Below are 15,066 nucleotides of genomic sequence, written 5' to 3'. Positions count from 1 at the left end.
AGGAGCACCATGGACACCCTCACCGTCTCGGCCACCGCCAACGGACTGAACTACCTCCCCGAGTACGTCGCCGACGTCGGCGGCCTGTTCGCCGAGCGCGGCCTCGCCGTCACCGCCACCGCCTGCGACCCCTGGACCGGCGTCCTCGACGACCTCGACTCCGGCGCCGCCGACCTCGCCCTCGGCGGGCTCTGGGTGCCCGGGATGTACGCCGGAACGAGCCGCGAGCTGACCGTCGTCGGCCAGCTCAACCACCGCTTCCCGATGACGATCGTGGCCCGCGACGGCTCCGGACCGGTCGGGCTGGACTGGCTGGCCGGCAAGGTCGTGCTCGCCCCGGGCGCCGGCGGCAGCGCGCCGTTCGAGTTCACCGCGGGCCTGATCCGCGAGGCCGGGCTCGACGTCTCCGCCACCCGCTGGGCGCGCGACCTGTCCACGGCGATGATGCTGGAGCTCTACCGCGACGGCCTCGGCGACGCGATCGTGCTCGACCTGCTCTCGGCGAAGGAGCTCGTCGCGGCCGGCGGCGGGCAGATCGTCTTCCGCCACCTCGACGCGGGCGTGATGCCCAACAGCGTCTACTACACCCGCACCGAGCGGGTCGAGGAGCTCGCCGACCGCACCGAGCGCTTCGTCGACGCGATCGAGACGGCGATGCAGAGGATCACCGCGGGTGAGGCCGGCGCCGAGATCGACGCGGTGCTCGCCGCGCGCTGGCCCGACCGCGACTCGGCGCTCCTGCACGAGGCCGCCGACGAGATGGCCGCCGGCGGGGTCTGGGACACGACCGTGATCGACGAGGCCGCCTCCGACCGCTGGATGCGGATCCTCGCCGAGGCCGGCCTCGTCACCCGCGCCCCCTCGCTCGCCGAGCTGACCGGCCGCGCGACGGTCGGCGCGCGCTGATGACGCTCGTCCTCGCCTCCGAGCAGATCGCCGGGCTGCTCCCCGACGTCGACGTGCTCGGCGCGGTCGAGCAGGTGTTCGCAGACCTCGGCTCCGGGGCGCTGCACCAGGGCGCGCCGACGGCCCTCGCGGGCGAGGACGACGGGCTGATCCTCCCGATGGCGGTCCGCTCCGATGCCCTGGGCCTGGCCGCCGTGAAGCTGATGGCGGACCTACCCGGAAACGCAGCGCGCGGGCTGCCGACGCAGCGCTCGACCATCCTGGTCACCTCGCTGCTCACCGGGGAGTGCGTGGCCGTCCTGGACGGCGCGCTGATCACCCGGGCGCGCACCGCCGCCGCCTCCGCGGTCGCCACCCGGCACCTCGCCCGGGCGGACAGCCGGGTGCTCGGGCTGATCGGCGCCGGCAACCTCGCCGTCGCGCACGTACGCGCGCTGCGGGCGGTGCGCGACCTGGACGAGATCGTGGTCTGGTCGCGGTCGGACGCGACGCTCGACCGGTTCGAGGAGGCGGTGGGGCGCCCCGTGACCCGCGCCGCGGATCCGCGGGCCGTCGCCGAGCACTCCGACGTGCTCTGCACGCTGACGCCGTCGGTCGAGCCGATCGTGCGCGGCGCCTGGCTGCACGCCGGCCAGCACGTGAACGCCGTGGGCGCCCGTCCGCGGCCGGAGCACCGCGAGCTCGACTCCGCGGCGATGGCGCTCGGCACGCTCGTCGTCGACAGCGCGGCCACCGCGCGGGCGAAGTCCGGAGACCTCGTCCTCGCGATCGCGGAGGGCGCCCTCGACGCGGCGGCCGGGCTGCTCGAGCTCGGCGACGTCGTGGCCGGCACCGCTCCCGGCCGCACCCGGGACGACGAGATCACCGTGTTCGACTCCGTCGGCCTCGCCGCGCAGGACCTCGCGGTCGCCGCCGCGCTGATCGATCTGGCGCGGCTGCGGGACGCGGGCAGCGAGATCCGCCTGTCCGGGGTCCCCGCGGCGGCGGGCCGCTGATGCGCATCGCCGTCGTCAACTGCAACACGACCGAGTCGATGACCGAGACGGCCGCCGCCCGCGCCCGGCTCGCCGTCGGGCCGGGCACCGAGATCGTCGCGATCACGCCGAGCTGGGGCGTCGCCTCGGCCGAGGGCTGGTACGACAGCTTCCTCAGCGCCGCCGCCGTCCTGCACACCCTCGAGCGGCTGCCGGCCGGCATCGACGGCGTCGTGATGGCGGGCTTCGGCGAGCACGGCCGCGAGGGCGCCCGCGAGCTGCTCGACGTGCCCGTCGTCGACATCACGGAGGCGTCCGCGCACCTCGCGATGCTGCTCGGCCGCCGCTACGGAGTGGTCACCACGGTCCGCCGCGCGGTCGGCCAGATCGAGGACAGCCTCACCACCGCCGGCCTGATCGCGCACTGCGCCGCGATCGAGGACACCGGCCTCGGCGTGCTCGAGCTGGAGGAGGATCCGCAGGCGACCCTCGACGCCTTCGTCGCGGCGGGCGAGCGCGCGATCGCCCGCGGCGCCGAGGTGATCTGCCTCGGCTGCGCGGGGATGGCGGGGCTCGAGGAGCACGTCGGCGCGCGGCTGCCCGTGCCGGTGGTCGACGGGGTCGCGGCGGCGGCCGCGCTCGTCGAGACGCTCGTCCGGCAGCAGCTCGGCACCAGCCGGATCGACAGCTACGCCCGCCCGCTGCCGAAGGAGCGCAGCTGGCCCGGCGGCTGAGCGCGGGGCCGAGCGCGGTGGCCGGCGGACCGCACAGGCGGGGCCGAGCGTGTTGAATGGTCGCACCGGCGTCGCGAGGAGGACCGTCATGACACTCGCCAGCACCGAGGAGTCGCTCGCCAGCCAGACCTACCGGACGCTGCGCCGGCAGATCATCCTCGGCCAGCACTCGCAGGGATCGCGGCTGGTCGAGGCCTCACTGGCCGCCGAGCTGCACGTCTCACGACTGCCGGTGCGCGAGGCCGTGCCGCAGCTGGCCAACGAGGGCTTCGTGCGGATGCTCCCACGCCGCTCCACCCGCGTCGCCCAGTGGAGCATCGAGGACGTCGTCGAACTCTTCGACGTCCGACTCAGCCTCGAGACCCTCGCCGCGCGGCTGGCCGCACAGGCCGTCGCCGCCGGTGCGTCACTGCAACCGCTGCTCGACGCGATCGACGCGGAGCACCGTGCCCTCGACAGCGAGGACTGGCTCGAGGTCGCCGAGACCTCGACCGTCGTGCACGAGGCAATCGTCGAAGTCGCCGGCAGCGCCCTGCTCTCCTCGCTGATGCGCGCCGTCACTGGGCGGATGACGTGGCTGTTCTACCTCACCAGCGCACGCGACCAGCGCCAGCAGTCCGACGAGCACCACGGCCTCCTCGACGCGATCCGCGCCGGCAACGACCGCCTCGCCGAGTCGATCGCCTTCACCCACATCGAGAAGGGCCGGGCGCCCTCCCTCGCGATGATCGCCGGACAGTAGCCGCCAATGTGAGGCGGTGCCCCTGCGACCGGTAAACCATCCCTTTGCGGAACACCTGCTCGTGTAGTCGTGCCGTGTGCTGCTCAACCGACGATCACGGCGGTACGCAGAGCCGGAACCCAGCTGGTGACGGCGCCGACGACACCCGAGCCGAGCATCAGCCACTGCCATCGAGCGCGAGAGGGCGTGCCGAGACGCATCGCTACGACCAGGAGAACGAGGGTTGCGAGGGCGACAGAGAACAGCGCCGGCCACGCGACACGGAACGCCGTGCACTGAGGCGGAAGGGACACCGGCGAGATCGGTCACAGTAGCGATCAGATCGAGCAGCGCCGCCTCGTCGTTGGCGACGCGGGCGGAGTGGAGCTTGGCGCCGGCTGCGTCGATGACGACGCAGTGATGGTGCCCCTTCCCCGCATCGATTCCGGCCCAAATCTGCGGCATGGCCGCTCCCTTCACTTCCCTCGTGGCGGTGATGGTCACGCCGACGTTTCCTTACGCAGCGATCTGTTCGCTTCTCTCAATTAGCGGTCGAACCATCGGGTGGACGGCGGGCGGCCATTCTTCACAAGCCGTCGCAGCGGCGATAACAGGGAAGCCATACCTGCCGTCCTCGGACGATCGACACACTACGACTGTGCCGAAACCGCCCGAGCAACAAGGTAAGGAAAACGGGTAATCCGGCCGCGTAGCGGCTCCCGCCGGCGGTGCTCCGTCACCGCTGCGCGTGCGGAGCTCGCGCCCCGCCGGAGAAACGACGTCGGTAGGCTTCGGGCAGGTGACGCTTAATCACCCCGAACGGGAGAACGACATGAACGCCGTGATCTACCGCATTCGCTCCATCGCCGCATCGCTCCGCGCGAAGTTCACCACAGCGCCGACGGCGCTGCCGAAGGATCCGTTCGGGGAGCCGCCCCGCGAGGCTCACGACCCGCACTCGTATCAGGAAGAGTCGTGGAAGGCACCTGCGCCCTCCACGATCAACTTCCACTAAAGCCATGCTCCCCGGGGGACCCTTCTATGGCTTCGAGTCAAGACCCAACACGCGATGAAGCGGTCGGTCGTCGTCTCGGCCTGAGACCCCACGGCGCCGGTCAGGGAGTCGACGGGGTCCCGGTGGATACTGGACGCCGCAGCGAGCCCGACGGGCCGCGTGTTCTGAAGCGAGGTCGTAGGACATGCCACAAGACAAGAACCTTCCCCCGTTCCTGAAGTACGCCAACAGGGTGATCGTGTTCCTCAACAACATCGGTATCACCACCGGTCCTCCGCATGTTCTGACCGTGGTCGGCCGAGTCTCCGGCGAGCCGCGCTCCACACCCGTCTCGATCGTTGTCGTGGACGGGGCTCGGTACGTGGTCGCCGGACAGAAGATGTCCTGGGTCAAGAACGTGAGGGCTGCCGGCCGTGGCGAGATCCAGCGCGGCCGACGACGAGAGGCAGTGAATTTCACCGAGATGACCCTTGAACAGCGCGGCCCGATCCTCAGCGCGTACTGGCATCAGCACAGCCAGGGCCGAAAAGTCGCCGCTCAGATCTTCGAAGTCGGCCCGGAGGCGAGCGCTGCCGATTTCGCAGCGGCCGCGCCGCGCTGCGCAGTGTTCCGCTTAGATGATCAGGACTCCACGACCCTCGCGTAAGACTCGTCACCCCTGACGCCCCGTAGACGGCCGAACAGGCGCCCTCGTATCGTGCTCGGCGTCGACTCACACGGCTACGTGCCCAACACCATGCGGACCTGTAGCGCCTTGAATAGTTCACGTGCGATGTATCGCTTGACGCTGCGCCTGATCTCGCGGACAGTTCGGCCCTCTGACGTTCGTCGCTCGACGTATGCGCGAGTGCGCGCCTCGGAGACCATCCGTACGCGAGCGATCACGTCGAGCGCGCGATTGAGCTGACGGTCACCGCCACGGTTGAGCCGGTGACGTGTCGTGTTCCCCGATGACGCCGGAATCGGGTTCACTCCGGCGAGAGCTGCGAAAGCAGCCTCGCTCCGCACCCTGCCCGGGTGGGAGTATGCCGCGACTGCCACTGCGGCGGTGACCGGGCCGACGCCGTAGATCTGCTGCAGCCCGGGCGCGAGAAGCTCGACCAGCTCAGCTAACACTTCGCGGTTGTGTCGCATCTGTCGTCCAAGATCGATCACGGTCGAGGCCAACCGGACAGCTTCAGCGCGGATGATGCGCTCAGCCACGTCGGAACGATTAGCGTCCAGATTGGCGAGTTGCTGCACACCGCGATCGGTGAGTGCCCGCCTCGTGTCGAGCCCGAAGTCCGCGGTACGAACCAACGCGTTGAGCTGGTTCCGGGCGCTCGTGCGACGAACTTCCATATCCCGGCGGGCATCAAGCGTCACTCGGAGCGCGTTGCGCAGCCCGTCGGCCTTCGGCCGAGTCAGCGCCTCGAGCTCGATTCCCATCGCCGAGGTCGCGGCAGCGATCGCGTCGATTTCATCAGTCTTGCCGCGGACACGGCTCGACTTCTTCGGCGGCCGCACCTCGCAAAACACGATCTCGTCACGCAGCAGCGCCCGACCCAACGATGCACCGTAGGAGCCCGTACCCTCCATCGCGAACAGAACCGACCCGCCCGCGATGCCTCGCACCCAGGCGATCGCTCTGTCGATCGCCGCCGCCGTCACCGCGAACGCTTTCGTTCCGAGGATCTCGCCCGTCTTGGTGGCGACGATCGCGTAAGTGTGGGTGCGGGCGTGGGTGTCGACTCCGACGACGTATTCGTAGTGGTGGGCGACGATCATGCGGCCTCTTCTCCTCAGGGGTCATCCAGGTGGGATGCGCCGCGGAGGCATCTCTCTAACGAGTCACGCGGCCGAAGTCGCGGACAACCTTCTATCAAGCCATCGCAGCGTCACGCCGGTACTGGCTCGCTCGGCCGGACAGGTCCCCAGCAAGACACAGCGGTCAAGAGTGTGATGAGTCACGCCCGAGCGAGCCAGAACCAGCCTGACAGCCGGCACCAGGCCAGCCGAGATCATTAGAGAGTGTGAGGGGATCGCCCCTCGCGGGCCGGCTGGAAGGCCGGCCCTCCCCCACCTGCGACCCCTGCATGTGAGACCGAGATCCGACTGCTGGACGCGGCGGATCTGGGGCACACCGAGATCTGATCGTCGCTGAAGGCCGGGGTCCCGCTCCCGGCCTTCGTCATTTCTGGTCCCCACCCGGAAAGGGGCCGCCGCGGAGGGACATCTGCCCGTTCCTGCACGGATGTTCACGGTAACGTCAGCCGACTCCTCAGCGGCGAGGAGGTCGGCGGGAGCTCGTGCCCCCGCCTGCTGCCGCTCGGGGCACTCAGCGAGGACCGACCCAGAGGACGACCATGCGACGACGACACGCCCTGCTCCCTGGAGCGCTCACCGGACTGCTGCTGGCCTCCGGGCTCGTCGCCGGAGGGCCCGCCGCGGCTCCAGCGGCGGCCGCTCCGGTGGCCCCCGCTCCCGCCGCTCCCGCTCCCGCTCCGGACCGCCCCGTCGCGGCTCCGGACGCCGAGCCCACCGTGATCGAGCCGGAGGCGGACGCGACGACGCAGCAGGCCGCCCTCGCCCTCGACGCCGACTTCGTCGACGTCGAGATCCCGGCGCGCGCCCAGGTGCAGACGCACCGCGTGACGATCGCGCTCGTCGCTCCGCAGGGCACCGTCCCGGGCGGGTACACGACCGCCGACGCCGTCCGCGCCCTCGACCTCGTCGACCGGTTCTACTCCCGCGAGACCAGCGGGGCGATCCGCTTCGAGCTCGACCAGGTCGTCGACTGGCAGGTCGTCGACCAGCCGATCGGCTGCACGAACACGGGCGAACTGCAGGACTGGATCGCGCAGAGGACCGGCTGGCAGCGCGGACCGGGCAAGCACCTGGTCGCCATGGTGCCTGAGGGTGACCCGTGCCCGAACTGGGCCAACGGCGAGCAGTCCGGCGATCCCGATGACGGCGGACGCGCGTTCCAGCCCGGACCGGACGCGTACTTCCTCGCGCACGAGCTCGGCCACAACCTCTCGCTGCCGCACGCCTACAGCGTGAACTGCGCCACGACCCGCGACTACGCCTCCACCCCGCTGCCCGCGGACTGCCGCCGCGAGGAGTACGGCAACCGGACCGACGTGATGGGCGGCGCCTGGTCGTTCCTGCCGCTGTCGTCCCCGTCGCTGGCGCGCCTGGGCACGCTGCCGAACACCCGCCAGCCGGTCTGCGGCGCACCCCGCACCACGACGCTCGACACCCTCGGAGCCGGACCCGCCGGCCGGCGTGCGCTCACCTGGAACGACCCGCAGGACACGGGCATCCGCTACTGGGCGCAGTACAACGACCGCGCCGACACGACGTCCGACGGCGGCGCGTACACGAGTCCCTTCCAGGTGCGCCGCGACGTCTCGGGCGTGCAGATCCTGCGCTCGAACCCGGGCCAGCCGTACGCCGCCGACCTGCTCGAGCGTCCGGGCGACGCGAGCGAGGCGAACGAGTTCGTGCTCGCCGGAGAGAGCGCAGTGCTCAACTCCGGCATGTCCGTGCGGGTCGACCGGATCGACGAGCTCACCCGGACCGCGACGGTCACCGTGACCGTGCCGTGCACCGACTACGTCGGCGACATCGCTCCGCTCGCCTCGTCGACGAGCGCTTCGTACACCTCGCCGTGGACCTCGGTCGGAGCGGTCGCCGACGGCGCCGCCTCGACGATCTGGGGCTCCTGGCCCCGGGTCGGAGAGCAGCACGTCGAGCTGCGCTGGCCGAGCGCCGTGACCGTCGACAGCGCCTCGGTGCTGTTCGCGAGCGACGCGGCCGACGCCGACGGACGCGGGCTGATCCCCGCGCGGTCGTGGCGGGTCGAGCACCTGGTCGGCGACGTCTGGACTCCCGTGAGCGGAGCGGCTCCCGGCCGCGAGCGCGACGTGCTGAACCGCGCGACGTTCGCTCCGGTGACCACGACGGCGCTGCGGCTCGTGTTCACGGCGTGGGGAGCCGGCGAGTACGGCGGGTCCACGGGCGTGGCCGAGATCGAGGTGAACGGCATCGCCCTCGCGGCCTCGGCGGAGGCGCGCGGGACGCTGCAGAGCGTGCCGACCGCGACGACGCGCGACCTCGCGCAGTCCGTGCTGGTGCGCGACTCCTCCGGTCGCGCCCTCGCGGGCCGCTCGGTGGGCTTCGCGATCACCGGGCCGGCGGCCTTCGAGAGCGGAGCGACGACCGCCGCGGTGCTGTCGGGCGCCGACGGCGTCGCCGCGCTCCCCCGGATCCGCACCGGCTCCACCGCCGGCACCGTCTCGATCACCGCGCGCGTCGACGGCGTGACGACGGCGCTGGCCGGAGCGAGCGTTGCGCCCGGCGCCTCCGTCACCGCGAAGGCGACCTCGCGGCTGATCCTCGGGAAGGTCGTCGTCACGGTGACGGCGACGAACACCGGCCGCGCGGCCGCCGATCTGACCGTCGTGACGCCCTACGGCACGGCGTCCTCGGCCGCGGTCGCCCCGGGCGCCACGGTGACCAAGGTGTTCCGCACGGGCAAGAGCTCGATCGCCGCCGGCACCGGCACGGTCACGGCTGTCTCGGGCGCCTCGCGCGCGAGCGTCTCGGTGGTCATCCCGCGCGCGTGACCGGGACGGGGGCTGCCCGCCCGCCAGGACGACTCCGTCCGGGCGGGCGGCTGCTGTTGGCGTCGAGGTGACGCGCCCGGCGACGTGCCGCGGCGGAGTGATCGGGGGACACGATGAGGCGGACGACCGCAGGGATCGCACTGGCAGGAGCACTGCTGCTCGCCCTGACGGGATGCGCGGGCGGAGGCGGGACGGTGGGCGAGGTCCGACTTGTAAGCATGACAACAAGTCAGCGCGGCCCGCTCGTCAGAACAGAGGAGGGAGCTGCCCTGAGGTGAGGATCAGCCGCAGCCCGACCGCGAGAAGAGCGCCCGTCGCGATGACGACTCCGACGATGAGCCGCCGCTCAGCGGCGCTGTCCGCCGCGGCGATCCGGTTCGCTCGGATCGCCTCCTCCTGCTCGATCAGGCGGCGGCTCGTCTTCCGACTCAGCCCCGTCAGCCGCTCGCCGTGCAGGCGCACACGGTCGGCCTCCTGCTGGAGTCGGCCGCTGGACAGGCGCGAGAGCTGATGAGCCGCGCGCGCGGCCCCGGGCCGCTCATCGACACGGCTGCGCTCGATCACGTAGTCACCGCCGGGATGAGGAACGCGATCAGCGCGGCGGCGTGGTCGGTGCCGTCCTCCCGGACGGGGAACCCTCCGAGCACCCACACCCCGGGGAGGGTGAGCGTGTTGCGGACGCCCGCGAGCAGCCGTTCGGTGCTGTAGCTCTCGTGCTCCTCGTAGTAGTTGCGCTCGAACGCGACGATGAGGCCGATCTGCTCGGGCGTCGCGCATCCGGTGTCGGCGTCGATGACCGGTGCGGTGCGGGCGGGGTCCGGGGTGAGGAACGCGATCAGTGCGGCGGCGAGGGCGGAGCCGTCGTCCTCGACGGGCTCGGCGCCCGGCAGGGCGTGGGCGTTGCGGACGGCGGCGAGCATCACGTCGTCGCTGTCGTCGGCGTTCTGGTCCCAGTGAGCGCGCTGGTCGGTGATGATGAGGGCGACCTGATCGGGGGTCGCGAGGCCGGTGTCGGTGTCGGTGCGGTACATGGTCTGTTCCTCTCAGCGGGTTGCGGCCAGCGCGGTGTTGATGTCGACGGTGATCCCGCGCTCCGCGAGGCGGTCGAGGGTGGCGGGCTCCTTCGCGATCTGCTGCCAGCCCTCGGGCGAGATGACGACCGCGGGATCCCCGTCCGCGTCGTTGAAGACGACACAGGTGCGCGAGTCGAGAACGGCCCCGGTGCGCGGGCAGAGGATGTTCTTGCGGACGAGGTAGGTGACCGTCTGGTCACGGAGGATCGCTTCGAGGGTGTCCATGTGTGTTGCTCCTGCTCCTGGCTGATCGTTTTTCTTTGCCTCTCCGGCGGGGAAAACCGTTTGAGTGGAGCCGGCGGAGTGACACCGATCACGGGCGAAATAAGCCCGTAGGGCGCGTCCGGGATCGGTGGCACGCAGCCGGTGGAGCGAAATAGGTTGGAACCGCGGAGAGGTGAAGAATTTCAATCAGGTTGTCAACAGTGCCGCAGGCTCCATCAGCCAGCGCCAGCCGGTCTTGCGCCCCCGCTGGTCGAAGTGACGCATAATCTGATGATGACGACGGCCGAGTGGTTTTCGATGGACGAGCTACTTCCATCCACAAGTCCGTTCACCCGTGCGTTCCTGACGCGATTGAGCCTTCGCGCTGCCGCATGGGATACGGACGTGCAGCCGAGCGACACCAGCTTTGACTTTTCGCCCGACACCGTCTGGGCTCGTATCGACGTGCCGGGTCTATCCGGCGGCATGACGGTGCTCTGGGTGGGGTGCACTGAGGATTACCACGGGGTTCCCCTGCTTGAAGGCTCGTGGGGAGACCGATGGCTGGTCGCTGATCACCACGGCGCGGATCCGCTCCGAGACCTCACGGTGACGGGCGCACCCGCGGCTCCGGAGCTACTGGCCGACCTCGCCGCTCAGTGGTGCGGACGGCACCTTCGAATGGATGTATTCCGCGAAGAGTGGGCGTTCGGGCGATGGACGCATTGGACGGAGCTCGGGCGCCAGTTCCAGGTGCGGAAGCGACAAACTCCGGTTAGGAAGATATTGGAACGAACCAACGGTCGTTCAACTGGGAACCACCTTGCGTAGGTTCCGGTAGCTGACGAAGTCGTGTGGGGCTAGAGGCGGCCTGCGCAGCGCCCTGACAGCCATCGACGGGTGAGCTGTAGGGGAGGTCATCGCGGAACATCGCCCAGATGACGTCGAGACGCCGTCGGGCGAGGGCGAGGATGGCCTGCTTGTGCGACTTCCCCTCGCCACGTTTGCGGTCGTAGAAGATTCGCGACTCGGTCTTCTGCTGCACGCTGACCATCGCTGCGAGGTAGCAGGCGCGCAGCAGCCGTCTGTCGTAGCGGCGTGGCCGGTGGTGATTGCTGCTGATCTTGCCCGAGTCACGCGGCGCCGGAGCGAGACCGGCGACGCCGGCGAGCCGATCGGCGCTGACGTAGACGCTGAGGTCAGCGCCGGTCGACGCAAGGAACTCGGCCGCGAGCAACGGACCGAAGTCCGGCATCGAGCGCAAGAGCTCAGCGGCACGGCTGCTCTCGACCCGTGCGGCGATGAGCTGGTCGATCTCCGCGATGCGGCTTTCGAGAGCGATGACATCGAGCGCGAGCCGGCGCGCGAGTTCAGCTGCGATCGCCTGGCCAGGAAGCACGCTCTGCTGGCTCTTCGCCGCGGTGACCGCGGCGGCGGCGGTCGCGACGGCCGTCCGGCAGCCCTGTGCGCGAAGCCACCGCGCCAGGCGGGACTCCCCCATCTTCCGGATCGCGTCCGGTGTGGCATAGCCGGTGAGCAGAAGAAGCGAGGCTCGGCTGGCGGAGTAGTTGAACGCGCGCTCAAGCGCCGGGAAGTACTCGAGCAGGTGCCCGCGAAGCCGATTGATCGCGCGGGTACGGTCGCAGACGAGGTCTTTCCTGTGAGCGGTCAGCGCGCGCAGCTCGATGCGCGTCTCATCCTCGACCGTCAGTACCTGCAGGTCGCAGCGCATCCGCGCCTGGTCGGCGATGATCGCCGCGTCCTTCGCGTCGGTCTTCCCATCACCCCGGTACGCCTTCGCCGCGTGGTGCACGGCGTGGCCGGGGATGTAGACGACCGGCAGAGCGTGAGCGGCGAGGAGCCCGAGGATCAGTGCCGCTCCCCCACTGCTGAGATCGATCGCCCACAGGCACTCGTCGCCGCCGGCGAGATCCGTGACAGTAGCGATCAGCTCGAGCAGCGCCGCCTCGTCATTGGCGACGCGGGCGGAGTGAAGCTTGGCGCCGTCTGCGTCGATGACCACGCAGTGATGGTGCCCCTTCCCCGCATCGATCCCGGCCCAGATCTGCGGCATGGCCGCTCCCTTCGCAACGTCAGGTGGTGGTGATGGTCGCGCCGACTTTTCCTTACGCAGCGATCTGGTCGCTTCTCTCAATTAGCGGTCGAACCATCGGGTGGACGGCGGGCGGCCATTCTTCACAAGCCGTCACAGCGGCCAAAACGCAGGAGCCCTACCCGCCGTCCTCGGACGATCGACACACTACGACTGCACCGAAACCGCCCGAGCAACAAGGTAAGGAAAACGGATGGAACGGGCCGCATCGCGGCCTCCCATTGGCGGTGCTCCGTCGCCGCTGCGCGAGTGCAGCTCGCGCCCCGGAACGGGACACCGGGGAGCGTGAGGGGGTCGCCCCTCACGGGCCGGCGCCGCCGGCCCCCACGCTCGAGCGGGTCGTGTCAGCGTCGGATGCGACGATGGAGGCATGTGGGAACTGGCACACCGGACGCGCGCGGAATCGGCATCAACGGTGGTGCGCAGCAACGCGGCGACGAGCGCCGCGGTGATACCGGAAGTGCGCGCAGCGATCCCGGAGGATCACGTCATCCTCTACGCGGTCCGGATCGCGAACGGCTGGGAGTAGAACCCACCGGGATTCGCTCGGAACCACTAGCGTTGCGATCAGTTCCGGAAAGCGATGGTCTCGTGATGGCAAACGTGTTGAAGTTCGTCGGAAAGGCATTCGTGATCGTCTTCCGCCTTCTGGGCGCGGCGGTGTCCGCGGGACTCGCCGCTCTGGGCGTGGGCAGCTTCCAGCAGCCCAACCCCGGACCGCCTCCGTCCTCTACGGAGAACCGCGAATATAGGCCGTAGAACGGCGAACTCTGCGGCGGATGGCGGAGTATCTCGGAGGACCGAGTCCTACTCGGCCGCGGAGGCGGCGCGGCGGCGGGGTGCGCGTTGGGTGGTCGTGGTGACGACGGCGGTCGCGCGGGTGAGGTTGGGGCCGATGGCGTCGGCTTCGAGGACGCGGCCGGTGCGGCGGTTCTCTCCTTCTCCCCAGGCGACGGTGCGCTCGTAGCCGACGACGATCACGGCGTCTCCCTTGTGGAGGGAGGCGAGGACGTGCTCGCCGAGTTCGAACTTCGCTTCCACGTAATGCGTGGTCGGGGCGTCGTGCGGGGTCCACTCCCCCGCGCGGTATTCGCCGGTGTTCTCGATGACGCGCAGCTTCACGATCTGCACGCGGCCCGCCTGCACGGCCTCGGGGTCGGCGGCGAGGTTGCCGGTGATGGTCCTGGTGCTCATCTGTCGTCTCCGTAAGTTTGGTGGCGGCCCGAGGGGGCCGGATGGGGCTTATCTGTCGTCGCCGATCGTGTGGCTCAGCAGGAGTGGCCGTCCGGTCCTCTGGGGTGCCCCTGGCCGCTAATTGAGATGTGCGTTTCGGTCGCTGTTTACGGAGATGACGGTTGGGTGCTCCTCGGGCTTACACGAGGCAGATCACGACTGAGGAGGACGGGTTGAACGATCGACAAGCTCACATCTGGGTGGGCATCGATGCAGGAAAGGCGCATCACTGGGTGACAGCGATCGACGACCAGGGCGCGATGCTCTGGTCGCGCAAGGTCAGCAACGACGAAAGTGCGATCCTCGACCCGCTCGCCGAAGTGCTTACTCTCGGCGAGAACTTCACCTGGGCAGTCGACATCGTCGGCACCACGTCTGCGCTGCTTCTCGCGCTGCTCGCAAGCCACGGACAGTCCGCGCTGTACGTCCCCGGACGGATCGTCAAACGGATGGCCGGCGCATACCGAGGCGAAGCGAAGACGGACGCCCGCGACGCCTACGTGATCGCCGAGACGGCGCGGCACCGGCACGACCTGACCCCAATCAGGCTGCCGGTCGAGATCATTGCCGACCTCAAGCTCCTGATCGCACATCGCGGCGATCTCGTCGCTGATCGCGTCCGCATGCTCAACCGGCTCCGCGACGTCCTGACCGGCATCTTCCCCCGCCTTGACCGCGCGTTCGACTACGCCAAACACAAGGGCGCTCTCACCCTCCTCACCGGCTACCAGACGCCCACCGCGCTTCGCCGGATGGGGCAGGTGCGCCTGACGAAGTGGCTGGCTCGCCGCGGCGTGCAAGGCGCGCCGGCGGTCGCGGAGGCTGCTCTCGAGGCCGCGAGCGGACAACAGACGCAAATCGGGAACGAGACGATCGCGGCGCAGATCATCGCCCTCGACAAGCGTCTCCGAACGCTGGAGAACCAGATCACCACGATGTTCCACGCGCACCCGCAGGCCGAGATCATCGAATCGATGCCCGGGATGGGTCCGATCCTCGGAGCCGAATTCCTCGCCGCAGCCGGGCCACTCGACAACTACGCCGACGACGGCCACCTCGCCGCAGCGGCCGGGCTCATACCCGTTCCGCGCGACTCCGGACGCCGGACCGGGAACATGCACCGGCCGAAGCGGTACAACCGACATCTGCGCCGCTCGCTCTACCTCTCAGCGCAGACCTCCGTCATCCGCGAAGGACCAAACCGCGACCTTTACCTCAAGAAACGTAGCGAAGGGTACAAGCACACGCAGGCGCTCCTCGCTCTCTCCCGACGACGCGTGAGCGTGCTTTGGGCCCTGCTGCGCGACAACCGCACGTTCACCCCGGCGCCTCCGATTCGCTCTGCACAGATGAGCTGAACCGAGGTGATGAGCACTACGCCTCGTCAAACCCGATCGCCGCTTCGAGCGCCCACTGACCGATCCCCGTATCTAACGGTTCCTGCGATCGCTCCGTGTCGCCGTCGGCAACGTGTGGCTCCACG

The 15,066-nt window shown here is 69.8% G+C and carries 14 protein-coding genes and 2 pseudogenes; 9 read left to right on the top strand and 7 right to left on the bottom strand.

The features are described 5' to 3' along the window. Positions 1–9 precede the first annotated feature (9 nt). The 4 genes from C5C74_RS08455 to C5C74_RS08440 all read left to right on the top strand — a co-directional run bounded on the left by C5C74_RS08455 (position 10) and on the right by C5C74_RS08440 (position 3,356). Entirely contained in the window at positions 10–906 is an 897-nt protein-coding gene (locus C5C74_RS08455; protein ID WP_104327209.1) for an ABC transporter substrate-binding protein, read from the top strand. Continuing rightward, a complete protein-coding gene (locus C5C74_RS08450) occupies positions 906–1,901 on the top strand; it encodes an ornithine cyclodeaminase family protein (RefSeq protein ID WP_104351324.1) in 996 nt (331 codons plus the stop codon). Before C5C74_RS08455 ends, C5C74_RS08450 begins: the two co-directional genes overlap by 1 nt. Then, positions 1,901–2,614: an aspartate/glutamate racemase family protein gene (locus tag C5C74_RS08445; protein ID WP_104224668.1), complete on the top strand. Its 714-nt coding sequence runs from the start codon at positions 1,901–1,903 to the stop codon at positions 2,612–2,614. Before C5C74_RS08450 ends, C5C74_RS08445 begins: the two co-directional genes overlap by 1 nt. An 88-nt stretch (positions 2,615–2,702) precedes the next feature. Next, complete coding sequence (locus tag C5C74_RS08440) at positions 2,703–3,356, top strand: GntR family transcriptional regulator (protein WP_104224667.1); 654 nt, start codon at positions 2,703–2,705, stop codon at positions 3,354–3,356. A 294-nt stretch (positions 3,357–3,650) separates the two neighbouring features. Here C5C74_RS08440 and C5C74_RS08430 read toward each other — a convergent pair. Next, a pseudogene (locus C5C74_RS08430) lies at positions 3,651–3,800 on the bottom strand (transposase); the annotation flags it as partial. 334 nt (positions 3,801–4,134) lie between these two features. Here C5C74_RS08430 and C5C74_RS08425 point away from each other — a divergent pair. Next, on the top strand, positions 4,135–4,350 hold the full coding sequence (locus C5C74_RS08425; RefSeq protein ID WP_146083041.1) for a hypothetical protein: 216 nt from the start codon (positions 4,135–4,137) through the stop codon (positions 4,348–4,350). Positions 4,351–4,534: 184 nt separating this feature from the next. Next, positions 4,535–4,996 (top strand): nitroreductase family deazaflavin-dependent oxidoreductase, encoded by a 462-nt coding sequence (locus C5C74_RS08420; RefSeq protein WP_104225209.1) that lies wholly within the window; start codon positions 4,535–4,537, stop codon positions 4,994–4,996. Between the two features lie 74 nt (positions 4,997–5,070). On the opposite strand, the gene C5C74_RS08415 is transcribed toward C5C74_RS08420, so the two are convergent. Then, entirely contained in the window at positions 5,071–6,117 is a 1,047-nt protein-coding gene (locus tag C5C74_RS08415; RefSeq protein ID WP_104225210.1) for an IS110 family transposase, read from the bottom strand. Positions 6,118–6,695: 578 nt separating this feature from the next. Here C5C74_RS08415 and C5C74_RS17385 point away from each other — a divergent pair. Beyond that, positions 6,696–8,960 carry an Ig-like domain-containing protein gene (locus C5C74_RS17385; protein ID WP_181134671.1) on the top strand — a complete coding sequence of 755 codons (2,265 nt, stop codon included), beginning with the start codon at positions 6,696–6,698 and terminating at the stop codon, positions 8,958–8,960. A gap of 246 nt (positions 8,961–9,206) precedes the next feature. On the opposite strand, the gene C5C74_RS08405 is transcribed toward C5C74_RS17385, so the two are convergent. From C5C74_RS08405 to C5C74_RS08390, 4 genes and pseudogenes are all read right to left on the bottom strand, one after another. Continuing rightward, complete coding sequence (locus tag C5C74_RS08405; protein WP_104260266.1) at positions 9,207–9,524, bottom strand: hypothetical protein; 318 nt, start codon at positions 9,522–9,524, stop codon at positions 9,207–9,209. Further along, positions 9,521–9,991 carry a hypothetical protein gene (locus C5C74_RS08400; RefSeq protein WP_104326317.1) on the bottom strand — a complete coding sequence of 157 codons (471 nt, stop codon included), beginning with the start codon at positions 9,989–9,991 and terminating at the stop codon, positions 9,521–9,523. The genes C5C74_RS08405 and C5C74_RS08400 overlap by 4 nt, the downstream gene beginning before the upstream one ends. A 12-nt stretch (positions 9,992–10,003) precedes the next feature. Continuing rightward, positions 10,004–10,258: a hypothetical protein gene (locus C5C74_RS08395; RefSeq protein WP_104351323.1), complete on the bottom strand. Its 255-nt coding sequence runs from the start codon at positions 10,256–10,258 to the stop codon at positions 10,004–10,006. Between the two features lie 886 nt (positions 10,259–11,144). Further along, positions 11,145–12,311: pseudogene (locus C5C74_RS08390) on the bottom strand (IS110 family transposase); the annotation flags it as partial. A 409-nt stretch (positions 12,312–12,720) separates the two neighbouring features. On the opposite strand from C5C74_RS08390, the gene C5C74_RS17380 reads away from it, so the two are divergent. Then, positions 12,721–12,879 (top strand): hypothetical protein, encoded by a 159-nt coding sequence (locus C5C74_RS17380; protein WP_181134670.1) that lies wholly within the window; start codon positions 12,721–12,723, stop codon positions 12,877–12,879. A 278-nt stretch (positions 12,880–13,157) separates the two neighbouring features. On the opposite strand, the gene C5C74_RS08385 is transcribed toward C5C74_RS17380, so the two are convergent. Beyond that, the gene (locus C5C74_RS08385; RefSeq protein WP_104226503.1) at positions 13,158–13,544 is read right to left on the bottom strand and encodes a single-stranded DNA-binding protein; all 387 of its coding nucleotides are present in this window, start codon (positions 13,542–13,544) and stop codon (positions 13,158–13,160) included. 212 nt (positions 13,545–13,756) lie between these two features. Here C5C74_RS08385 and C5C74_RS08380 point away from each other — a divergent pair, with 212 nt between their 5' ends. After that, complete coding sequence (locus tag C5C74_RS08380) at positions 13,757–14,941, top strand: IS110 family transposase (RefSeq protein WP_104351340.1); 1,185 nt, start codon at positions 13,757–13,759, stop codon at positions 14,939–14,941. Positions 14,942–15,066: the final 125 nt, after the last annotated feature.

The sequence above is a fragment of the Rathayibacter sp. AY1E8 genome, assembly GCF_002931415.1.
GTDB lineage: Bacteria > Actinomycetota > Actinomycetes > Actinomycetales > Microbacteriaceae > Rathayibacter.
This window is presented reverse-complemented; position numbering and strand designations above follow the sequence as displayed.